A 22,647-nucleotide genomic window follows, 5' to 3' on the forward strand; every position below is an offset into this window, starting at 1 on the left:
GACTATATTGACATAAATTAGATTGTAGTCAATTCAATTTAAACGCAGGCATTTTGGTTTATTATCACCATAATTCATTAGCCTGGTACGGATTTGACTGTAAAGCGGTTAGTTACGCGTTTTGCTATGCTGGCGTTCCTGAATAGGACGTCGACGATGCAACGACAATCGCTTGAACTGTGAGGTTTGAAACTGATGAAGCAAACAACACCTGGCATTCTCATCCTCGCGGCGGGCAAAGGCTCGCGTTATATCGCCAGCGGCGGCAGCGGCAATAAATTGCTCGCCAGTATGGGCGACGGTGAGCTGACGGTAATTGAAACGGTCATTGAACAGGCAAAGATAAGCGGCGTGCCGGTGGCGCTGGTGACGCGTCCCGACTATCTGGCTGTGCGCCAGCATGCAGAAACAGCTGGCGTGCAGGTTGTATTATGTGAAAGTGGCGGCAGTGGCGAGTCGATTGCTGCGGGCGTTGCAGCAACCGGAAACTGGCAGGGTTGGATAATTGCTCTTGGTGATATGCCGTGGATCGGCGCGCCAGATTATCAGCAAGTGTTAAGCGCACTGGAGCAGGGCGCCGCGCAGGTGCGGCTAAGTAATAAGGGTAAACCTGGGCATCCAGTCGGGTTTAATCACTCCTTTGCCGAGGCGCTGCGCAATCTCTCCGGAGATGAAGGCGGCCGATCGCTTTTGCATCCTAAACTGCTGTTAACGTTGGAAGCGAACGCTGATGTCGGCCGTGATATCGATGTGGTATGAAGCCGGTTAAACCATATTAAGCCGGGCCGCGGCGACATCCGCAACAATGGAAAGGGCAAGAGTGCGAGCATCACGCGCCTGCGCAAATATGCCAATGGGTGCTTTGATTCGCGCAATGTCCTCATCGCTAAAACCTTGTGCCAGCAGTTTCTCAACCCGCGTGGCATGCGTGCGCCGACTGCCTAACGCACCGATATAGAAGGGCGTTGATCGCATGGCTGCCAGCAGCACTGGCAATTCACGGTCCAGATCGTGAAACAGCAGGATCACCGCCGTGAATTGATCGAGAGGCTGTGCCTCCACATCGTCACCGGATTGCACCGCATAACCGGCGGCCTCTGCAATGGCGCGGGTCGCCAGCGCTTCGACCGACCGTCCATGCACCACCACACGGGTTTTTGGCTGATAGCAGGTGATAAAGGCTTCATCCTCCCAGCCCGTGGTCTGAACGGTAGCCTCGATGGCCAGCCGCTGAAAGTTCGGCAGATAGCGCAACGCAGCGGTTTTACGTTTTGCCAGTAAATCCAGCACGCTGATCAGTTGCTGCGCATCACGAAGCCGATGAAAAGCGAGAGTAATGCCGCCGCCGCAGGGCAGCACAATATCCAGATAGGGCGATCCTTCGCCATAGGTGACAAACCGATCTTTCCCGCAGGCGATGACGTCCAACGCTTCGTAAGCCGCTGCCGCTTCCACGCACCCGCCGGAAACATAGCCGCAATAGCGGCCATCTTCCCGAACCACCATCTGCGCCCCCAATGCGCGGGCGGCACCACCGCGAATCTCCACCAATGTCACCAGCACGCTGGCGAAATTAGCCTGCATCGCTTCCAGTGCGAAGCGCAGAATGGCTTCACTATCGTCAGTTTGCAAAGCTTGCTGCGGCTTGATCTGCTGTTGCAGATCGTCGTCAATCATTAGCTGCTGCACTGCGATTCTCCTTCGCTTCATACAAGGGCGGGCAGGCCTTTAAGTAACTTATCCAGCGTGACCGGATAGTCGCGCACACGTACGCCAGTGGCGTTGTAAATGGCATTCACGATTGCCGCGCTGACGCCACACAAGCCCAGTTCGCCCACACCTTTTGCCTTCATCGGTGAGGAAATGGGGTCGGTGTCGTCGAGGAAAATCACCTCTTGCTGCGGAATATCAGCGTGAACCGGCACTTCGTAGCCGGCCATATCGTGATTGACGAAATAACCCAGCCGCTCATCGACGAACAGTTCTTCCATCAATGCGCCGCCAAGCCCCATCGTCATGGCACCAATTACCTGACTACGCGCGGTTTTGGGATTGAGAATACGTCCGGCGGCACAAACTGCCAGCATACGACGCACGCGCACTTCGCCGGTGGCGGTATCTACACCGACTTCAATAAAGTGACCGGCAAAGGTTGATTGCTGATATTGCTTATCAAGATCACCGAATTCGATGGTGTCTTCTACGGTGATGGTGGCTTCTGCGGCGGCGTGGGCGAGTGGCGCGCTTTTGCCTGCGTCATGCACCTGACCGTCGCTAAAAGTCGCGCGTTGCGCATCAAAGCCCAGTTTGCTGGCTACCGCTTCGCGCAATTTCACGCAGGCGGCGTAAACGCCGGAGGTTGAGGTATTTGCACCCCATTGACCGCCGGAACCGGCAGAAATAGGGAAGTCTGAATCGCCTAAGCGGACCACCACACGCTCAATCGGTACACCCATCATCTCCGCTGCCGTTTGAGCGAGGATGGTATAGCTGCCGGTACCAATGTCAGTCATGTCGGTTTCAACGGTGATGATGCCTTTTTCATCCAGATGCACGCGCGCGCCGGAAGGCGCCACCATGTTATTACGAAAGCCTGCCGCGACGCCCATGCCCACCAGCCAGCGTCCATCTTTAACCATCGCCGGTTTAGTGTTGCGACGTGACCAGCCAAACCGCTCGGCGCCGGTATTCAAACACTCGACGAGTTGGCGACGTGAGAAAGGGCGCTCGGGTTTGGCCGGATCGACCTGCGTATCATTGAGGATGCGGAATGCGATAGGATCGATGCCCACTTTTTCCGCCATTTCATCGATGGCAATTTCCAGCGCCATCAGTCCCGGCGCTTCGCCTGGAGCACGCATCGCGTTCCCTTCGGGAAGGTCAAGCGTTGCCAGTCGCAATCCGGTAAAACGGTTGGCACCCGCGTAAAGCAGTTCCGTCTGCTGCACGGCGGTTTCCGGTGTGCCACCCGGCAGATTACCCGACCAGCTTTCATGCGCGATGGCCTGAATGTGGCCTGCTTTATCCGTACCAATACGGATGTGCTGGATGGTTGCCGGTCGATGCGTCGTGTTATTGACGATCAGCGGTCGTGGCAGCATCACTTTGACCGGACGTTTAATTGCGCGTGCGCCAAGTGCAGCTAACACCGCATCGCTACGCAGGAAAAGCTTGCCGCCAAAACCACCGCCGATGTAGGGCGAAATGATGCGGATCTTTTCCATCGGCATGTTGAGCGTGGCGGCTAAATCGGTGCGGCACCAGTCAATCATCTGGTTCGACGTCCAAACGGTGAGTTTGTCGCCTTCCCATGTTGCCATCGAGGCGTGCGGTTCCATAGCGGTATGGCTTTGATCGGGCGTAGTGTATTGCGCATCCAGCTTCACTTCTGCAGCAGCAAAAGCAGCGGTGAAATCACCGACGCTCTTATCAGGCTCACTTTCGGGTGCGGACGTCACGGCGGGTTTCTGCTGCGCAAGATCATAAGCACCCTGAGCACGCTGATAATCCACCTTAACTAAACTGGCCGCTGCACGCGCCTGTTCAAAGGTCTCGGCAACCACCAAGGCTACGGCCTGGTGATAGTGTTCGATGGTGTCGCCAGCCAGTAAGCGAGCGGTATTTTTATCCCCTTTACCCAGAGATCCTGCGTTTTTAGCCGTAACCACCGCCAATACGCCCGGCGCATTGTTTGCTGCCTGCACGTCAATGGCGATGATTTTTCCTTTGGCGATGGGCGCACCCACCACATAACCGTAAGCTGCATCAGGCGCTTCGCTATGCCATTCGTAAGCATAATGCGCCAGGCCGGAGGTTTTGAGCGGTCCGTCGATACGATTCAGTGGCTGTCCGACCACCTTGAGCTGATCAATCGGGTTATTACCTGCGGGTTTTTCGAATTTCATGATTTATCCTCTCGCTTCTGCCAGCACGGAAGCGAGCGTTCGCTGCGCCAGAATGATCTTGAACGCGTTTTCCGCGGTCGGTTGCGCCGTGGCAAAAAGACGATCGTTCACCGCCTGCGCGCCGTGAATAACCGCATTATCCGCCTCCTCAAGTCGCCACGGCTGATGTGCCACGCCGCCAAGCGCCACGCGCCCGGATTTATCTGGCTGAATGATGGCAGCGACAGAAACCAGTGCAAACGCGTAGGATGCGCGGTCGCGCACCTTGCGATAAATGTGCGTACCGCCCAGCGGTGCAGGCAGTGATACCGCGACAATCAGTTCGCCAGGATTGAGCACGGTCTCCAGATGCGGCGTGGTTCCGGGGGCACGATAAAAATCAGCAATCGGAATGTTACGTTCACGGCCGTCTGGGCTGACTGTTTCCACCACGGCATCCAGCAAACGCATCGCTACTGCCATATCGCTCGGGTGTGTGGCAATACAGGCCTGGCTTGTGCCGACAACCGCATGCTGACGACTGAAGCCATCCAGCGCTGCGCAGCCGCTACCGGGTAAACGTTTGTTGCACGGTTGATTGGTGTCATAAAAGTAAGGACAACGCGTACGCTGCAGCAAATTCCCTGCGGTTGTCGCCTGATTACGCAACTGCCCTGAAGCACCCGCCACTAACGCGCGCGATAACACGCCATAATCTCGTCTAATGCGCGCATCGGCCGCCAGGTCAGTGTTGCGCACCAACGCGCCGATGCGTAAACCGCCTTCCGCCGTCGCGTCGATTTTATCCAGCTCAAGGCCATTCACATCAATAAGATGCGAAGGCGTTTCGATCTCAAGTTTCATCAGATCGAGCAGATTGGTGCCGCCAGCAATGAATTTGGCGTTTGAATGCTGCTGTGCGCTGGCTGCCGCTTCGGCGGGGGATTTAACCCGTTCATAAGTGAAAGCTTTCATGATTCCAGTCCCTCCGCATACTCCTCAATCGCCGCGAGAATGTTGGAATAGGCTCCGCAGCGACAGATATTGCCACTCATGCGTTCGCGAATTTCCTCTGCGGTGACCTGCGGTGATGAGACCAAATCGTGCGTAACGTGGCTGGGAATACCGGCTTTGATCTCTTCCAACACCGCCATTGATGAACATATCTGACCTGGCGTGCAGTAACCGCACTGATAGCCATCATGCTTAATAAAGGCGGCTTGCAAGGGATGCAGCGCGTCAGGATTTCCCAATCCTTCGATGGTGGTGATTTCAGCATCCTGCTGCATCACGGCTAATGTCAGGCACGAATTAATGCGGCGTCCGTTAACCATCACCGTGCAGGCGCCACATTGGCCATGGTCACACCCTTTTTTAGTGCCTGTCAGATGCAGGTTTTCACGCAACGCATCCAACAGCGTGGTGCGGGTATCTACATCGAGTTGATGATGTATGCCGTTGACCTTGAAGCCGACCGGCACCCTGGATGGTGCGGGCGTAGTTGCCGTGGTGCCTGCACCAAATGCCACCGTTGACGACGCGGTTGCTGCCGTGGCAGCACTGACTTTCAGCAGGCTGCGGCGTGAAAGGTTAAAGTGATTTTGTCCATCAATTGCCGATAATCGGTTGATTACTCGCATTCCGCCGGCATTGTGGAGAGGTTTTGTTACGTGTTGGCTGCTCATGCCAAACCTCCAGTAAAAGGGTTAAATGTTGGGATACAACTTATTTTTGTATGGTTTTAGAAGGTTAAGCATAGTCGGCAATTGCAAAAACATTATTCGCCATCACTGAATGGGTTTATGAGCGGGAGTAATAAGGGTATTCCGGTGGGGGGAAAAGGCCGCGAGTGGCCCGTCAAAGGGAAGATTTTCCGGGCCTGCTGCTGAAAATAAGCGTGTTGTGGACGTTTTATGAGAAAGAAATCATCGCGGCACGTTTTTAAATCGACACTTCCAAAAACTCGATAAACGCTCTTACCCTTGAATTAAGTGCAGATCGCTCATTAACACAGGCATAAATATTCATCGGTAAAGACGCGATATCGCAGGTATAACTGTTGTCTGATTGAAACAACGGTATGAGTTGACCACTCTCGATTAACGGCTGAGCTATAAAGCTCGCCAGACGGGCAATGCCACCGCCTTTTTCTGCTATTTTCGCAATAATATCAATATCATCACTGATAAACTCAGGGCTGAGTTTAGCGTTAATTGTTTGACCGTTGACCCTAAAAGTCCAGGGGAGGAAACGTCCATCTGTGGGATAGCGGAAAACCAGACAGGCGTGCTGGCTTAGATCTTCGGGCGTTTCGGGGATACCGGCGCGCGCCAGATAATCGGGCGCTGCGCAGATGATAAACGGTAACGAGGCGATTTTGCGGGCGATTAGCTGATCGTTCAGCTGCGCCTCGATACGAATACTGACATCGACGCCTTCCAACCGATGGTCGACATTGCGATCGGTACTGATCAGTTCAATATCAATGTCAGGGTAAGCGTGTTTGAAAGCAGGCATAAGAGAGGCGAGAACGTGCCGACCAAAGGCGGCCGTGGTCGCTATGCAAAGTGGACCCTGAGGTTTGGTTTCGATCGCTGCGGCCTGCGAGGCAAGGTCAATATCCTGGGGGATGTGACGCACTTTTTCAAAATAACGTTTACCGCTTTCCGTAAGCGTCATACTGCGGGTGGTGCGTGATAGCAGCCGCACGCCCAAATGTGTCTCCAGACGCGCAACACTCTGGCTGACCGCCGCCGGACTCATTCCTTTCGACCGCGCTGCTGCTGCAATACTGCCGTTCTCCACCACGCGGATAAACGTGTTAATCAATCCCAATAAGTCCATACATCCCTCAATGCTTAATTCGTTACTTTTACTTAATAATGATTAAAGCAGAAGCGTTCTACCCGCCGCCCGAATCGCCTGATAGGTTAGCGGCTGTTTTGCATAAACTTACTGAACAGGATAATGCGATGAATGCTGAAATTACTAAAAATGTTGTACGTTTTCGCCTGCCTAAGCACGTATCACCCTACATCTTCGCGCTCTATATGGCGACCATCATGGCGTTTCTAATGAGTTTGGTGATTACCTTCGCCGAATTTGGCATCGGGCCCCATTATATGACAAATGTGATGAATGCCTATCAGGTCGCCATGCCAGCGGCTTTTATTTGCATACTCGTAGTGCGTCCCATTGTGGTCCGGTTGGTAGGATTGACGGTTCACGGCCACTGAGGCGTTTGACACTAACCATATCAACTCTCACTAAGCGTTTTCTACTCTGGCGTGCAAAAAGTCGATAAACGCGCGGACTTTCTCCGGTATATGGCGGGTGTTGGGGTAGAGGGCATAAATCCCCTGGCGGGGGAAATGATGATCCGGCAGCAACAGGATTAAGTTCCCCCTAAGCAATTCTTCACTCACAAGCCATGCCGGTAACAGGGCGATCCCAGCCCCGCCAACAGCAAAAGCCAGTAATGAAACTGCGTTATCGGCCATGATCATGGCAGGACGGTGTGCGTTTAGAACCACATTTTTCCCCTCAGGTGTTGAAACTTGCCAACTCAACGGCGTTGAAAGACGGCTATGTGCAATCCATTTCGCCTCAGCAAGTTGTTCCAGAGTGGTGATGGGCCCCTTTCCTAAGTTGCGAAGATAGGCAGGTGAAGCGACGGGGTAAATATCAAAGCGATCGATGAGTCGCGCATGGTGACTGGAATCTGCAAGCTGGCCAAGACGGATTGCCACATCAAAACGCCCGGAAATCAGGTCGTCATTTTTTGAAGATGAAACATGCTGGATGCGCAATTGAGGGTGTCTGAATGAAAATTCTGCCAACGCTGGCACGACAACACGCGCTCCATACTCGGGTGTCGTGGTAATGCGTAGTAAGCCGGTCAGCCCGGAATGATCGCTGCGTACTTCGTCGAGGGCGCGCTCAGCATCCTGCAGAAGTTGCTGGCAACGGTGATAAAACTGTTCTCCGCTATTCGTGACAGACACCCTCCGAGTGCTGCGGGTCAGTAAAGATACGCCGAGTTCTTCTTCAAGTTGTTTGATATTGAAGCTCACTACCGCTTTAGTCAGCCCCAGCGTCTGTGCTGCTCCGGTAAAACTTCCGGCTTCAACTACCGCAACAAACATCTCAAGACGCTGCATATTAATCATCAGTTGCTCCCGTCAGAAAATCCCACTGTCAAAAAATTTTTGACAGTGTAACAACCGTAAGCCCATTTATCCTGATAATTAACGTTCCTATAATTCGCACATTATGCTGTTTTAAAGAGAAAAAGATGACATACCGTGTGCGCGTTGCCTGTGTCTATTTGTTCGGATTTTTTATCGACCTGGTAAACATGTTTATCGCCAATGTGGCTTATCCAGAGATTGGTCGTCAGTTCGACGCCCCGGTGAGTCAACTGGCGTGGATAAGCAATAGCTATATTCTGGGGCTTACTCTGGTCATACCGCTCAGTAACTGGCTGGCGAAACGTATCGGCACTAAACGCCTGTTTATGGTCTCGTTGTTTATTTTCATTATTGCAAGCTTTGGTGTGGGTTGGTCTTCATCCATGGATCAACTGATTGCCTGGCGAGGGCTACAGGGGATCGGCGGTGGGTTGTTGATTCCTCTGGGTCAGACAATGACCTATGCATTGTATAAAAGTCATGAACGCGCAAGATTATCTTCTGCTGTCATGCTGGTGGCGTTACTGGCGCCAGCACTGTCGCCGGCTATCGGTGGAATACTGGTTGAGAGCATCAGCTGGCGCTGGGTATTTCTGACAAGTGTGCCGCTGGGGGTAATCGCCCTTGTGCTGACCGTATGCTGGCTCAAATCTGACCAACGGGTTAAACAGCGCGAGAGTCTGGACGTTGGGGGCCTGATTGGCGGTTGTACTGGATTGGCCCTACTACTTCTTGGGCTGACGTATCTGGGAGAGTCGCACCGCTATCTTCAGGGCGGGCTGATGCTCTTAATGGGGTTAGTTATCATGGCTGGGTACATATGGAATGCCATGCAGAAATCCAGTCCACTCCTTAACTTGCGGCTAATAAAAGATCCTCTTTTGCAGACCGCAATGCTGATCTACCAGTTCATTCCGGGTGTTTTCACGGGAGTGAGTATGATCGCCATGCTTTACCTGCAAAACCAGCTTGGTATGCATGCTTCAGTGGTGGGAGCCCTAATGTTGCCATGGTCATTGGCATCGTTTGCGGCGATCACATTGACCGGCAAGAGGTTCAATACCTTAGGACCACGCCCGCTTTTTATTACCGGTTGTCTCGTTCAGGCATCGGGCATTGGGCTGCTGGCATTGACAGGCCACAGTGCTGATGTCGTCGTTTGTGTATTTGCCTTCACACTGATGGGATTTGGTGGAAGTTTATGTAGCAGCACGGCCCAAAGTTCAGCGTTCATTCACATAGCAAACGGTGATCTTGCCGATGCCAGCGCACTGTGGAATATCAATCGACAGCTCAGTTTCTGTTTGGGCGTAACCCTCATCAGTCTGTTATTTAATGTTATAGCCGACACCGGGCTGTCAATAGACCAAGCCTATCATCTGTGTTTTGTCATAGCTGCATGCAGCGCTGTTATACCCATCGCGTGTTGTTTCCGGATAGCCAACCAGCAGGTTATTTTCACTTTAAACCAGGAGCAGAAATGAATCGTTATTTTAAGGAAGTAATGGATGCGCATGACTTGATCCGTCATTGGCTGGGAAACGCAGACGCGCCTGATGAGGTCTGTGAGAAACTCCTCGCTCGCTTTAGTCCGGCCTATTCAATGATGACGACAAGCGGTGTATTACTGGACTTCACCCAAATAATCAGTTTCTTTCGCACGCAGCGTGGCGCACGACCGGGCCTTAATATTAAAATCACTGATTTGCAGATTGTTGCTGAGAGTGAAAGTGGGGCAACTGTCATCTATAAAGAACGGCAGCAAATTCACGCGCAGGGCGCCACACTTCGCTTTTCGACAGTTGTATTCGAAACAAATCAGTATGGCACCGTGATCTGGCGACACCTTCATGAGACATCAATGTCTTAGGCATAATCCGTGCTTCAGCGCCGTCCAGCGTTGAAGCGGTTACCGTTAGGGTTTGCAGATGAAATTAACAATACCTGGATTACAGCCACCGAATAAAGAGGCTGGCAGAGATTGCGTACTGGTCCGTGAGCAGCCGGAAGTGCCTGCGAGCGCGTGTTAACACGCTTATCCTGTAATCTGGGGATTTCAACATAACCAGTCCAACAAAAGATCCGCATCTCCGAAAGTGACATTATCAAATAGCACCTTTGTCAAAGCTAAGTAGAGATGACCGGCTACAGGCAAATCTGAGATGTCCGAAATTCTCTAATAGCATGTGATTTAACTTCGGCTCTGTTTTATTTTTATTCTCACAATCAGTTATGCTGACTTACATTGGAAATGAAAAAGGAATTATTCAGTGCGTACCCGTGATTCGGCCCGTTTGCTTATTATCAACTCTCTCAATCAGGTTTTATTATTTAGGTTCAGGCATAACAATGATGCGCTGGCAGGTAGAGTATACTGGGCAACTCCCGGTGGAGGCGTGGAATCAGGAGAGACGTTTGAGCAGGCCGCCATCAGAGAACTTAGAGAAGAAACAGGTATTTATGTTGATGATGTGGGCCAATCGTTAACTGAGAGAACTTTTGAAATGACTTTACCCAGCGGAGAGGTAGTTCTGGCACATGAGCGATTTTATTTAATTAAAATTGATAATGAAGATATCAGCAGCAGCGGATGGACTGAAGATGAAAAATCAGTCATTGATAATTATTACTGGTGGGATCTAAATGAACTGCGAAATACTGACGACATTGTTTACCCCTCAAATATTCCCGATATCTGCTCGATGCCGTATTAATCACCAAATATCTCATGACTTGGTGACTGTATTTCGCGTAGCAGCGTCAGTATCTGGCAGCGCAATGCATCATCAATCCGGTGGGTGCCAGGTTTACCGCGGCGCGCGTTCGTCAGCCCGGCAGCGCCGGACTCGCGATAGCGGTTCATAAACCGCTGAACCTGACGTTCAGTGAGCTGCAACTGTGAAGCAGCATCACAACGACGCAGGCGTTTTTCGATAACAGCCTGAATCACGGGAAGACGGTGAAGTTCTTTGTTCGACATGGTCACCAGCATCAGCAGAGATCTCCCAGAAAAGATGGCAAAAGCGCCGTATCTGGGTGACATTATGAACTAGCTAAAAAGTGACATTATCAAATAGCACCTACAATCTTAGTGCGCATAATCATGATTATGTTAAATGAAGTATCTAAATGCGCATTCCCCGCTCATCAATCCTTCCATCTTACGTCACCCTTTCGAGTGACGTGCTGCTCACTCACTGATTGAAAGACCTCGAGTAATGATCTCCAGACCAATTTGTTGACCGTAGGACAGCTCAAGTGTGTTGCCATCAGGATCGGCAAAAAAAGCCCAATATCCCACTGGCGCTGATGATTGTTGCGCTGGTCGGCGCAATACGCCTTCACGTTCTGCTAAAGCAACTGTGGCATCAATCTCTTCTTTGCTGTGACAAGCAACGCCAATGTGGCCAAACGGACCTAAAGGTGTATCAATTGTCGTTTCAGATTGCACAAGCACCAAGGCAAATGGACGCGTCAAATCTGAAAGCCAGGCCACTTTCTGTGCTTCTGCTATGCCGGGCTCGCGCTCGTGGATTACCTGCATTCCAGCGTAACGCTGATAGAAATCGATGCTTCGTTCTATATCTCTGACCTGCAACGCCAGGTGACTAAAACCTCTATCGTGTTCTTTCATATTTCATTCCTGTGAAATAACCAGAATAGAAATATGTCATAGATTCTTAATGGGACTTGTTCCCGGGTGCTTTAACGTTCTGACTCCGCAATATACAACTCATACACCACGCATGGCACGTCGTAATGCTGTTCAATCGCTTTGTAAGTCATTCCCAGTCGCTGCATCACCCTCTGCGATGCGGCATTTTCAGGATCGGCAACCGCAACCAGATATTTTGCGCCGATATGTTCGACCGCAAACTGAATAATGGCCTGTGCTGCTTCAGTCGCGTAGCCTTTGCCGTGATGATTAGCATTCAAACGCCAGCCAATTTCCAAAGGTGCGCCATCCTGGTTGGCCAGGTGCTGAAGACAACCCGCCCCCACGATGTCGCCAGACGCTTTTTCCCGCATCGCCCACCAGGAAAATCCATACTGCTGCCAGCGCAATGTCACGCGTTCAATAGTCGCCAGGGTTTCTTCCGGGGTTTTAACCACGCCATTACTGATATAACGCATAATCTCTGGATCGTTTTCCATCGCCCGCAGGCCATCGAAATGGGCGAGTTCGAAGGGTTCTAGCTGCAAGCGAGATGTTTCTAATTTCATCGTTCCTCCAGAGTATTAATGCGTTTTGTGCAGCGCCTGTACCAGCGTCATGGCATACGGTGATGCTTCAGAAATGTCCAGCTGCTGCTCTAGCTCAATAAGATGATCGCGCATCAGTTGCTGGGCTTTCGCGGGGTTTCCGGCGCTCAATGCATCAATAATGTGCTGATGCTCGTCGCACTGGCAAACCGGCATCTCATTGCGCTGATACAACATCACAATCAACGAACTCAGCACCATCAAATTATTGAGAATGTCTTCCAGCACTTTATTACCGGCGATTTTGCCCAGCAGCAGATGAAACGCGCCAAGCTGATACACCACGCGTTGCCGTTCCTGACTGTGAATGGCGTCATGTTCCTCTTTTTGCTGCAGCTGTAATGGCAGGGCGAACGCCGCTATTTTTTCCGGCGTGATACAGGCAATGATCGCTGACTCGATCGCATGGCGAGCCGTGAAGATTTCACGCGCCGTAGTGGCTGAAGGCTGAGCAACAATAGCGCCGACATTCGGTTCAATAGTGACGATATGCTGCAGCGCCATGCGCTGAAGCGCCGCCTGCACATGGTTGCGATTTGCCTTCAGCGCATCCACGATCTGTGCCTCAATCAAGCGCGTGCCGGGCCGCAGTTTATGCTGGGCAATTGCCATGGTGAGCGAATCATAAATGCGAGCGATCTCTTTTTGTCTGGGGGTTTGCTTCGCGCCCATACTCAATCCTGTATCGGTCATAATAGTCCCCCGAAATATACATCATTTAAGCGCGGTAAACTTGCTGGCCATGGAAGTAACTGGCTGAAATTGCTGGCTGGCGCGCCACCGCCTCGGCGGAACAGCTGGCGTTAAGCAGGACAAAATCAGCCGTATCGCCAGCCAGTGGCCAGATGCGTGTGCCCTTTTCATCCAGCGGTAAAATGTCACCGGTTGCGATCGCCAGCGCCCGATTCAGCGCAAACTCTGTGCCTCGGCCATACAACTGCGCCCATAAGTTGGCCTTTTCCAGCATGCTGCCGGTGCCAAAGGGTGACCAGTGATCAATGACGCTGTCAGTGCCGGTCATCAATTTGACACCGCATTTTTGCAGCAGCGGAAGCGGCATGACATCTTTGCCCAGCGGCAGACCGGACGCCAGGCTAATGCCCAACGCGGCCATACGTTCACCCAGCGCTTGTACTGCAGAATCACTGATTTGCGCCAGACAGTATGCATGGCTGAGCGTCACTCGCCCTTGCAGTTCCGGTGCCTGTTCCAGCGCATCTAGCAGAAAGTGAATACAGGGAATGCCGGTGCTGGCGGCTTCATGCAGATGGATATCCACGCCGGTGTTACTGTCATGCGCTAAGGCCAGCATCGCATCCAGTGAACGGTGCATATCACCATCAACCCTGGAAGGATCGAGTCCGCCGGTCCACTGACAGCCAACAGCCAACGCCTCACGCATGAGTGACGCGACGCCAGACCGCAGCAAGCCGTGCTGGGGAAACGCCACAATTTCACAGTCCATCTTTCCTGCAAACGTTTCTAAAGCCTGCATCAAATGTTCCAGGCTGCGCAGGCCACTCACAGGATCGATATTGCAATGGCTGCGAATCCGCGTCGTGCCGTTACTGAGCAGAAGATCGATCAACTTTTGTGCCTGCTCAACCGAGTCAGGGAGCAGCGTGGGTAATAGCTGCTGCTCCAGCGCAATCATTTGGAAAATGTCCTGCTCGTTATTCGGTTTAGCCGCCCGCCATGGTCGACCGTAGAAGGTTTTATCAAGATGGATATGCATATCACGCAGGGTTGGCAGCATCAGCATGGCGGAAGCATCGGTTTGCGGCAGTGAGCTTTGTACCTCGCTCTGCCCGATTACCGCCATAATCCTGCCGTCTTTGATTTCTATATTAAACAGAGCAGATTGGGTGCCCTGAATATGACCGTTATGTTCGATAAACCCGGTTTCGAGCCTGACGTTGGTGAGAATGAAGTGATCAATCATGGTTTGCCCCTCTGTTGACCCGGGGAAAGGAGGAAGTGACGATCTGCTCAACCGGCGGATGCCCAACGGTCCGTTGCGGATAGGTTGAGATAATATGCGAAAACACCTGTTGTGACGCGGCGTGTAGCGCTGCTGCACTCTGTCCGCTGTTGACCAGTTCGCGATCCCACACCAATTTGCGCCCTGCTACAATCACGCCAGTGACATCGCGGCCATTACCATTCAGAACCAACGTAGTGATGGGATCAAATACCTGTCCCAGCGCAGGTTGATCAAGATTGACCATCATCATATCGGCCTGGCAACCCGCCGCTAAACGGCCAAGATCATCTCGTCCCAATGCTTGCGCACCGCCCAACGTCGCCATGCGATAATAATCGGCAGCGCTGGCCGCAGAGATATCGCCGGTGACAACGCGCGTTAGCACCACACCCATTTGCATATTGGTAAACATATCGGCGGGAAAGGTATCCGTTCCAAGCGCTACGTTGATGCCAGCGGCTTTAATTAACGGGTAATGTTCGAGATATTTGCCATGACGGCCAGAGACCAGCGGACAGGCCACCAGCGAAGCGCCAGATTGTGCCAACCGCGTAATATCCTCGGCCACACGTGTTGCGTCGGCGTGCAATCCACCCAGAAACTGCCCGTGTGGCAACAGCATGTGGCGGTTGAGCAAGCCGTTGTCGGCCAGCAGTTGCAGTGAAGTGCGTCCCTGATAGCGCATGGCTATCTCACGTACTTCCAGCTCGCTTTGGCAACAATGCAAACGTGTGGGACACGCCAGTGACGTGACAATGTCACCTAGTTCTTTAAGCCATACGGCATCACCGCCTTCAATACGATCGGGCGCCAGCATACCGCTCAGCGTTGAAACGCCACGTTGCTGCATGCGCTGATAGAAACTGACCGCATCTTCAAGCCCCTTCTTCGCGCGAGCGCGGTTGCCAATCCACGCAAACTGTCCCTGCACATCGCTGGCGTAGTAGCCAGCCATGAAAGCCGGTCCCAGCCACGCGCGCGCGCCTAAAGATTCAGCCACATCCGCTGCGTATAGATATTCGTCGAAATCCTCGGCCCATTCGCGGTACAGAATCGAGGTGATGGGTGCAAAACTGGTGATGCCGTTAAGCAGCAGATGGCTGTAAGCATAATGCTTGGCAAAGTTAAGCTGTTCGCGGCTGTAGAGATCGCGGCGTTGCCAGTCAGCGGCAACAATGCGCCCTTTTTTCCAGCCTGGCTGGTTATCGAAGGCCAGCACGGTGGTATCGAGATCGCCCAGGGCATCGAGGTCAATGAAACCCGGCCCCACCAGACAATTTCCGACATTCATTTCCTCATCCACCGGGCCGGAATAATCAAAACCGACAAACAGGATGCGCTCGCCCTGCCACACCACTTCGCCCTCTGGCAGCAGGCAGTGATCGCCATCGCGATAGCCCACAACCCAAGCGGCACGCAGTCGGATTACTTTTTCACTCATCAGAACAGGCACTCCCCGTCTGCAGCAATCAGTTTGCCACCCTTGATCACCTTACGTTCACGCGGTAACTCCACCAGCGCTTCAACCATGCTGCGGCCTGGAATCAACACAAGATCGGCGCGATTGCCCGGTTGTAACCCATAGTTTTCAAGCGCCATGACGCGGGCACCACCAAAGGTAATCGTCTGAGCCGCACGCATAATTTCCTGATCCTGACGCCAGCGATAACGCAGTCCCATGGTGACCGCGCGTTGCAGCATATCGCCGCTGCCGTAAGGGCTCCAGGTATCGCGCACGCCGTCGTTACCGGCGCAAAACGCTACACCCGCCTCGGTGAGCAATTCATAAGGGGGGACCGCGATATCTGCCGGCGCGGTCGTCGCGACCGACATGCCCAGCTCTGCCATCTCTTCGGCAAATTGCTGTTGTCGAGCAGGTTCGATCATGCCGAGACAGAAGCCGTGGCTGAGCGTGACGCGGTTATGCATCTGATAGCGCCGGGTAAAACTCAGCAACAGTTCAAGACTAAATGCGCCCAGTTCGCCGCGTTCATGCAGATGAATATCCACCTTTTTGCCATGACGAACCGCCAGGTCAAAGATGATCTGTAGATGGCGTACCGGATCTTTGTCGTACGAACAGGGATCTAAGCCGCCCACCAGCTCCGCGCCCATCTCCAGCGCACGATCCAACAGCGCTTCGGTGCCGGGATTTTGTAAAATGCCGCTTTGCGGAAACGCGACAATCTCAATATCAACCTGATGAGCCAGACGACGCCGGGTTTCCAGCACCCCTTCCAGATTTGCCAGACCGATCTCGTTATCAATATCGACATGAGTGCGAATAAATGAGGTTCCTGCTGCGATGGCACGACGCGTAATGCGCTCTGACTGGCGTTGCGGATCGGGCTGCTGCTCACGACGGTAATCGCGCTCATTGGCAATAATCGCCGCCAGATTACGTGGGACGTCATTGCGATACCAGTCGCGCCCCAGCAAGGTTTTATCAAGATGGGCGTGGCCATCGACCAGACCCGGAAAGGCCTGCAAGCCGCTGGCATCGATAATTTTTGCGCCTGCCGCTTGAGGCAAATTCTGACCACGCGCGGCGATTACGCCATCGTTAAGCAACAGGTCGACGGGCTGACTTTCATCAAACGGCATGACATTCTGAATTAATACGCTTTCCATCTATGTTCTCCTTAAGAGTTTCAGGCCGCAGCAACGGCCGCCGGGAAATGGCATTCAAGCTGATGTTCTTCTGACAAGGCATGAACCGGCGGCATGGTTTGCTGGCACAGCGGCTGTGCGAAGCGGCAGCGGGCGGCAAAGGCACAGCCTGGCGGTGGAGACATGGGATTGGGCGCTTCACCCACGATCGGCTCACGTTCAGTTGATGGATTATCAAACTGTGGAATCGCCGCGATCAGCAAACGCGTATAAGGATGCGCAGGACGAGAAAAAATCTCTTCCACCGTACCTTGCTCAACAATACGACCGAGGTACATCACGCCAACCCGATCAGAAATGTGGGAAATCACCGCCATGTTATGGCTGATGAAAAAGTAGGTCAGACCATGCTCTTGCTGTAAACGACGCATCAGATTTAACACCTGCGCCTGTACCGAGACGTCCAATGCCGAAGTCGGCTCATCACAAATCAGAAAGCCCGGCTGCGTTGCCAGCGCACGCGCAATCGAGATGCGTTGGCGCTGACCACCCGAAAATTCATGCGGAAACTTATCCAGATCGTGAGCAGCAAGCCCAACCTGCTCCAGCAGCTGCCCGCAGTAGTTTCTTGCCTGGCGCGTGCTGCCGACTTTTTTACTCAGGACCAGCGGTTCGGCCAATGATCGGCCAATACGCCAGCGCGGATTGAGGCTGGCATAGGGATCCTGAAAGATCATCTGGGTGCCATTTTGCACTCGCCCTACGTTGCCATCCTCAGCTTGCCAGGCAAACTTTATACTGCCTGCTGAGGGCACATACAGCCCCGCCAGCGCCCGCGCAATGGTGGATTTGCCACAGCCGGACTCGCCGACGATGCTAAAGGTTTCGCCCTGACGTATGGAGATATTGATGCCGCGTACCGCGTGCAGCTCACGTTTTGCCCCCCGACGAAACAACGCGCTACGCTTCTCTCGTCCGAGCTGAAAACGGATGTGCAGATCGCGCACGCTTAACACTTCAGGTGGCAGCACTTTTTCACTCTTCATGGCGTCTCTCCATAAGGATTAAAGCAGGCGATCTGTGACAGATGTTTGAACTGCATGTCCGGTTGCTGACGTTGGCAATGCTCGGTGACGTTCGGACAGCGAGGATGAAACGCGCAGCCGTCCGGCAGCGTATTAAGCCGCGGCATAGTCCCGTCGATCTGCGCCAGGAAGGCATGACGTTCACGCATTGAAGGAATCGAGTTAATCAGGCCGCGCGTGTAGGGATGTTTTGGTGAGCGGATAACCTCAGCAACCGGTCCCATCTCAACAATGCGGCCAGCGTAGAGCACCGCCACCCGCGAACACACTTCCGCAACCACGCCCATGTCATGGGTGATCAGCATTACCGCTGTGCCATGCTGCTGACAGAGACGCTTGAGCACGCGAAGAACCTGCGCCTGAACCGACACGTCCAGTGCGGTGGTTGGCTCATCGGCGATCACCAACTGAGGATCAACGCAGAGCGCCAGCGCAATCACCACACGTTGGCGCATCCCACCTGAAAGCTGATGCGGGTATTGATGCATACGCTGCGCCGGGCTGCTCATGCCCACTTCTGTCAGCAAGTTGATGGCGCGTTCACTGGCCTCAGCCGCTGTGAGCGGCAAATGGGTGCGAATGGTTTCTGTCAGTTGCTGCCCTATGGTGAGAACCGGGTTAAGGCTGGTGAGCGGATCCTGAAAAATGCAGCTGATGGCTTTGCCGCGTAGCTGGCGGCGCGCATTGTCATTCAGGTTATCAATACGCTGCCCCTGAAACCAAATCTCGCCCTGCTTAATGCGGCCCGGTTCCTGCAACAGTCCACTGATCGCCGCGCCAGTCAACGATTTCCCGGCGCCTGATTCGCCGACCATGCCCAGCACTTCTCCCGGCTGCATGGTGAGCGACAAATGGTGAATCGCCTGTAAATTGCCTTTGCGATGGAGAAACTCAATGCTCAAATCTCTGACGTCCAGTAACGTCTCGCTGGCTGTCTGCATCGTTTAGCTCCTAACGTAGTTTCGGGTTGAGGGCGTCCAGCAACCAATCGCCCAGCATGTTGAAAGAGAGAGAAAGGATCACCAACAGCGCGGCGGGGAAAGCCACAATCCACCACTGTCCGGAGAAGAGATACTGATTGCCTTCATTAATTAAGGTGCCCAGCGAGGGCTGGTCTGGCGGCATGCCCACGCCAAGAAACGAGAGCGTCGCTTCGGTCAGGATGGCCACGCTAAGATGCAGCGTCGCCATCACCAGTACCGGGCGCAGCACATTCGGCACGATGTGGCGCAGCATGATATGAAGATGTGTCGCACCACTGATACGGGAAGCCATGACGTATTCGCGGCCCTTCTCCAGCATGGTCAGACCGCGTACCGTGCGGGCATATTGCATCCAGCCGGTCAGCGCAATCGCGCCGGTGAGAATGGCGGGTGCAAAATGCCCCATTAGCTCTTTCGGGATCACCACCCGCGCGACGCCGCTGACCAGCAGCGTGAACATGATGGTCGGAATACTCAGCATGGCATCGGCAAAGCGCATGATTAGCGTGTCGACTAAACCACCGAAATAGCCGCTCAATACGCCCAGCGCTACGCCCAGCAGCACCGATAACAACACGCTGATACCGCCGATAATCAATGAGATATTGAGTCCGTAAAGCATCAGTGAAAAAATATCGCGCCCTTGTACATCGGTTCCCAGCCAGAATCGTGCGTCACCCCCGCTCATCCACGAAGGGGGTAATTCGGAATCCATCAAATCAAACGTGGTGGTATCGAACACGTTATGGGGCGCAATCCAATGGCTGGTCACCGAGCAGAGCAAGATTACCAGGCAGCAGGTGAAGGCAACGACCGTGCTTTTACTGCGCCAGAACAACCAAAGCAGATCGCTGTCGGTGAAGGCACGCCATTGCTGAGCCATGCGGGTACGGCGGCGTACGGGCAAATTATCGTTAATCATGACCACTCCTTACTGAGCCCGCATACGCGGATCGATCAGGTAATACAACAGATCAACCAGCGTGTTGATCACGATAAAAATCAGGGCAGTAAACAGGAGATAGCCGGAGAGGACCGGCACATCGACGAAGTTAATCGACTGAATCAGCAGTAAACCCATGCCAGGCCACTGGAATACGGTTTCGATGACAATGGCGAAGGCGATCAAACCGCCAATCTGCAAACCGATCACCGTGACCACCGGCAATAGTGCGTTCTTCAGCGCATGGCGAAACCAGATGCGATAGTTTTCGATGCCGCGCGCGCGGGCGAATTTAACGTAATCGGACTTCATCACTTCCAGCATCTCGGTGCGAATCAAACGCATGATGATGGTGACCATTGACAGACCCAAAGAGAGCGCCGGCAGCACAATCGAGTGCCAGCCAGACGCGGTGAGCAGGCCGGTACTCCAGAAGCCAATTTTCACCGTTTCACCGCGACCGCTGGAGGGAAACCAGCCAAGCCAGACGGAAAACACGATAATCAGGATGATGCCGGTGAGAAACCACGGCAGAGAAACGCCGATCAATGAGAGGATTTGCACGCCCTCTTTCAGCAGTTTGTTACGGCTGATGGCTGACCAGACGCCTAATGGGAAACCGATTGCCATCGCCAGTACCACCGAAACAAATACCAGCTCTAGCGTGGCCGGCAGGCGCTCCATGATCAGCTGGAAAACCGATACCTGGTTGTAATAGGAAATGCCAAAGTTGCCGTGCAGCAAGCGCGTGATGTAGTGCCCAAATTGCACTATCACCGGGTCGTTGAGGCCAAGGCTGGTGCGTAATGCAGCGCGTTCAACTTCAGTGGCGCTCTCGGGCAGCATGCTGGCAACCGGATCGCCAAGATACTGGAACAGAATAAAGGACAGCAACGCGACACCCGCCAGCAACATACATGCCTGCAGTAACTTGCGCACAAAAAAAACCATAACGGCCTCCAGAAGCAAAGCGGCTAATGCTGATCTGGTGCGCATGAATGCGCACCCTACAAAGATTGTGTAGGGTCGCCATTAATGGCGACCAGGCAGACTTAATGAATCACTTTGCCGTACCACAGGCGTTGAACATTATCCGGCGTCTGTTTCAGCGTCAGTTTTTTGCTCATTGCCCAAACGGTGGGTTCGAAGTGCATCGGCAGATAAGGCAGGTCTTTGTTCGCCAGCGCGACGGCCTGGCTTAGCATGGCAAGGCGTTTAGCGTTATCCAACTCGCCCACGGAATCGTCGATCAACTTATCCGCCGCCGGATTGCTGTAGCGTGGGATGTTAAAGGTGCCGAGGCTTTTTCCGTTGCTGGTATGCAACAGCTGCACCGCTACGCTGTAGGGATCCATGATGGGCAGATTGGCCCAGCCCAGCACGCCAACATCGGTACGTCCGTTGACCAATATCGGGTCATAAACGCTGGCCGGATGCACATTCAGCGCGGCTTTCACCCCAATTTTCGACCAGTAACTCTGCACCGCCTGGCACCATTGTGCGGCGTTAATATAAGTGCCTTCCGGACAATCAAAGTTGAGATTAAAGCCTTGCGCATAACCGGCCTCTGCCAGCAACGCTTTGGCTTTTGCCGGATCGTAGGGATAATCCACACCGGCTTTGGCGTCATAGCCTGGAATATCCGGTGCCAGATAGTTGCTGGTGGGTTTGGTCAGACCGCGCATCACCTTTTGCGTGATCGCCTCGCGATTGATCGCCATATACAACGCCTGACGCACGCGGATATCTTTCAGCGGGTTCTCCGCTTTACTGTTTTTGGCATTCAGCGTGTCACGCATGTTGAGTGCCAGATAATCAACGCGTAACGACGGACTCACCTGCAACTGCACGGCAGGATTGTTTTGCAGGCGCTGAATATCCTGCAGCGGAACCGAGGTGACTAAATCGTACTCGCCGGCTAATAAACCTGAGAGGCGCGTGGCATCGGACGAGATCGGTTTGAAAATGATTTTGTCGATATTGGTGGTACCGGCAGCGGCATTCCACCAGTTGGGATTGCGCACGAGCACCATCTGTGTATCACGCTGGCGGCTTTGCAAAATAAACGGCCCGGTGCCGTTAGTATTATTGGTGGCGTACCCTTCGGTGCCTTGGCTGATATCGGTGGGCTTCAGTGCGTTATGCTTACTGAGCCACTTCTTATCCATGATCATCACGCCGGTCAGTTCGTTGATGGCGATCCCGGTCTTTTTCACCAAATGAATATCCACGGTATAGTTGTCTACCGCCACCGCATCTTTAATGGTTGAGGCATTAGCGCGAATACCTGACGCAGGATCCGTTACCCTCGCGACCGACGCCACCACATCTTCTGATGTCAGCTCGTCGCCATTATGAAACTTGACGCCTTCCCGCAGTTTGAACCGCAGCGTTGTGTCATCAAGTTGCTGCCAGCTCAATGCCAGCCACGGCTGGATTTTCAGATCGTTATCGCGCTGCACCAGCGATTCATAAATGTGATTCTGAAAAGTCAGCGCTTTGGTCGAGGCGTAAGCATCCGGATCCAGCGTTGGAATATCAGCATCGGTTGCCCAACGCACTACGTTCTCCGCCAGCGCCGATTGACTGGCAAGGCCCAGCGAACCTGCTACTAATAACGACAGTAAAAGTTGCTTCATCATTTATCTCTCATTAGCGTGCTAGGGTTATTGCTAGCAATACATGCAAAGCCAATACCAGTTCAT

22 protein-coding genes and 1 pseudogene are annotated in these 22,647 nt (G+C 53.2%); 5 read left to right on the plus strand and 18 right to left on the minus strand.

The features are described from left to right. Window positions 1-195: 195 nt before the first annotated feature. The gene (locus tag ACRQ84_RS20350; RefSeq protein WP_483818410.1) at window positions 196-759 is read left to right on the plus strand and encodes a nucleotidyltransferase family protein; all 564 of its coding nucleotides are present in this window, start codon (window positions 196-198) and stop codon (window positions 757-759) included. A 6-nt stretch (window positions 760-765) separates the two neighbouring features. Here the strand turns inward: ACRQ84_RS20350 and ACRQ84_RS20355 are convergent, their stop codons facing one another. The 5 genes from ACRQ84_RS20355 to ACRQ84_RS20375 all read right to left on the minus strand — a co-directional run bounded on the left by ACRQ84_RS20355 (window position 766) and on the right by ACRQ84_RS20375 (window position 6,728). Then, window positions 766-1,677, minus strand: a complete 912-nt coding sequence (locus ACRQ84_RS20355) for an XdhC family protein (protein WP_483818507.1) — start codon at window positions 1,675-1,677, stop codon at window positions 766-768. A 29-nt stretch (window positions 1,678-1,706) separates the two neighbouring features. Then, entirely contained in the window at window positions 1,707-3,905 is a 2,199-nt protein-coding gene (gene paoC / locus ACRQ84_RS20360; RefSeq protein ID WP_483818411.1) for an aldehyde oxidoreductase molybdenum-binding subunit PaoC, read from the minus strand. Between the two features lie 3 nt (window positions 3,906-3,908). After that, window positions 3,909-4,859: an FAD binding domain-containing protein gene (locus ACRQ84_RS20365; RefSeq protein ID WP_483818412.1), complete on the minus strand. Its 951-nt coding sequence runs from the start codon at window positions 4,857-4,859 to the stop codon at window positions 3,909-3,911. Further along, the gene (gene paoA / locus ACRQ84_RS20370; RefSeq protein ID WP_064740305.1) at window positions 4,856-5,524 is read right to left on the minus strand and encodes an aldehyde dehydrogenase iron-sulfur subunit PaoA; all 669 of its coding nucleotides are present in this window, start codon (window positions 5,522-5,524) and stop codon (window positions 4,856-4,858) included. Before paoA ends, ACRQ84_RS20365 begins: the two co-directional genes overlap by 4 nt. Window positions 5,525-5,825: 301 nt before the next feature. After that, window positions 5,826-6,728 (minus strand): LysR family transcriptional regulator, encoded by a 903-nt coding sequence (locus ACRQ84_RS20375; protein ID WP_483818413.1) that lies wholly within the window; start codon window positions 6,726-6,728, stop codon window positions 5,826-5,828. Between the two features lie 128 nt (window positions 6,729-6,856). On the opposite strand from ACRQ84_RS20375, the gene ACRQ84_RS20380 reads away from it, so the two are divergent. Next, window positions 6,857-7,120, plus strand: coding sequence for a DUF2798 domain-containing protein (locus tag ACRQ84_RS20380; RefSeq protein ID WP_064740023.1), 264 nt, complete (start codon window positions 6,857-6,859; stop codon window positions 7,118-7,120). A 30-nt stretch (window positions 7,121-7,150) separates the two neighbouring features. On the opposite strand, the gene ACRQ84_RS20385 is transcribed toward ACRQ84_RS20380, so the two are convergent. Beyond that, entirely contained in the window at window positions 7,151-8,053 is a 903-nt protein-coding gene (locus tag ACRQ84_RS20385; RefSeq protein ID WP_483818414.1) for a LysR family transcriptional regulator, read from the minus strand. Window positions 8,054-8,178: 125 nt separating this feature from the next. On the opposite strand from ACRQ84_RS20385, the gene ACRQ84_RS20390 reads away from it, so the two are divergent. From ACRQ84_RS20390 to ACRQ84_RS20400, 3 genes are all read left to right on the plus strand, one after another. Continuing rightward, complete coding sequence (locus ACRQ84_RS20390; RefSeq protein WP_483818415.1) at window positions 8,179-9,558, plus strand: MFS transporter; 1,380 nt, start codon at window positions 8,179-8,181, stop codon at window positions 9,556-9,558. Continuing rightward, the gene (locus tag ACRQ84_RS20395) at window positions 9,555-9,944 is read left to right on the plus strand and encodes a DUF4440 domain-containing protein (RefSeq protein WP_483818416.1); all 390 of its coding nucleotides are present in this window, start codon (window positions 9,555-9,557) and stop codon (window positions 9,942-9,944) included. Before ACRQ84_RS20390 ends, ACRQ84_RS20395 begins: the two co-directional genes overlap by 4 nt. A gap of 400 nt (window positions 9,945-10,344) precedes the next feature. Further along, on the plus strand, window positions 10,345-10,788 hold the full coding sequence (locus tag ACRQ84_RS20400) for an NUDIX hydrolase (RefSeq protein ID WP_483818417.1): 444 nt from the start codon (window positions 10,345-10,347) through the stop codon (window positions 10,786-10,788). A gap of 32 nt (window positions 10,789-10,820) precedes the next feature. Here the strand turns inward: ACRQ84_RS20400 and ACRQ84_RS20405 are convergent. From ACRQ84_RS20405 to ACRQ84_RS20460, 12 genes and pseudogenes are all read right to left on the minus strand, one after another. Further along, window positions 10,821-11,054, minus strand: a pseudogene (locus ACRQ84_RS20405) (helix-turn-helix domain-containing protein); the annotation flags it as partial. 210 nt (window positions 11,055-11,264) lie between these two features. Beyond that, a complete protein-coding gene (locus ACRQ84_RS20410) occupies window positions 11,265-11,708 on the minus strand; it encodes a VOC family protein (protein WP_483818418.1) in 444 nt (147 codons plus the stop codon). A 71-nt stretch (window positions 11,709-11,779) separates the two neighbouring features. Continuing rightward, window positions 11,780-12,298 carry a GNAT family N-acetyltransferase gene (locus ACRQ84_RS20415; RefSeq protein ID WP_483818419.1) on the minus strand — a complete coding sequence of 173 codons (519 nt, stop codon included), beginning with the start codon at window positions 12,296-12,298 and terminating at the stop codon, window positions 11,780-11,782. 15 nt (window positions 12,299-12,313) lie between these two features. Beyond that, window positions 12,314-13,009, minus strand: coding sequence for a GntR family transcriptional regulator (locus ACRQ84_RS20420; protein WP_483818508.1), 696 nt, complete (start codon window positions 13,007-13,009; stop codon window positions 12,314-12,316). Window positions 13,010-13,055: 46 nt separating this feature from the next. After that, a complete protein-coding gene (locus ACRQ84_RS20425) occupies window positions 13,056-14,279 on the minus strand; it encodes an amidohydrolase (RefSeq protein ID WP_483818420.1) in 1,224 nt (407 codons plus the stop codon). Next, a complete protein-coding gene (locus ACRQ84_RS20430) occupies window positions 14,272-15,762 on the minus strand; it encodes a chlorohydrolase family protein (protein WP_483818421.1) in 1,491 nt (496 codons plus the stop codon). The genes ACRQ84_RS20425 and ACRQ84_RS20430 overlap by 8 nt, the downstream gene beginning before the upstream one ends. Beyond that, entirely contained in the window at window positions 15,762-16,952 is a 1,191-nt protein-coding gene (locus ACRQ84_RS20435; RefSeq protein ID WP_483818422.1) for an amidohydrolase family protein, read from the minus strand. The genes ACRQ84_RS20430 and ACRQ84_RS20435 overlap by 1 nt, the downstream gene beginning before the upstream one ends. Before the next feature lie 20 nt (window positions 16,953-16,972). Continuing rightward, window positions 16,973-17,977 (minus strand): ABC transporter ATP-binding protein, encoded by a 1,005-nt coding sequence (locus ACRQ84_RS20440; RefSeq protein WP_483818423.1) that lies wholly within the window; start codon window positions 17,975-17,977, stop codon window positions 16,973-16,975. Further along, window positions 17,974-18,957, minus strand: coding sequence for an ABC transporter ATP-binding protein (locus ACRQ84_RS20445; RefSeq protein ID WP_483818424.1), 984 nt, complete (start codon window positions 18,955-18,957; stop codon window positions 17,974-17,976). Before ACRQ84_RS20445 ends, ACRQ84_RS20440 begins: the two co-directional genes overlap by 4 nt. Before the next feature lie 10 nt (window positions 18,958-18,967). Then, the gene (locus ACRQ84_RS20450) at window positions 18,968-19,882 is read right to left on the minus strand and encodes an ABC transporter permease (RefSeq protein WP_483818509.1); all 915 of its coding nucleotides are present in this window, start codon (window positions 19,880-19,882) and stop codon (window positions 18,968-18,970) included. Window positions 19,883-19,930: 48 nt separating this feature from the next. Then, on the minus strand, window positions 19,931-20,893 hold the full coding sequence (locus tag ACRQ84_RS20455; RefSeq protein WP_064740032.1) for an ABC transporter permease: 963 nt from the start codon (window positions 20,891-20,893) through the stop codon (window positions 19,931-19,933). Between the two features lie 101 nt (window positions 20,894-20,994). Next, entirely contained in the window at window positions 20,995-22,581 is a 1,587-nt protein-coding gene (locus ACRQ84_RS20460) for an ABC transporter substrate-binding protein (protein ID WP_483818510.1), read from the minus strand. Window positions 22,582-22,647: the final 66 nt, after the last annotated feature.

Source organism: Pantoea sp. E2023-21, from assembly GCF_051302795.1.
In the GTDB taxonomy this organism is placed as follows: domain Bacteria; phylum Pseudomonadota; class Gammaproteobacteria; order Enterobacterales; family Enterobacteriaceae; genus Pantoea; species Pantoea ludwigii_A.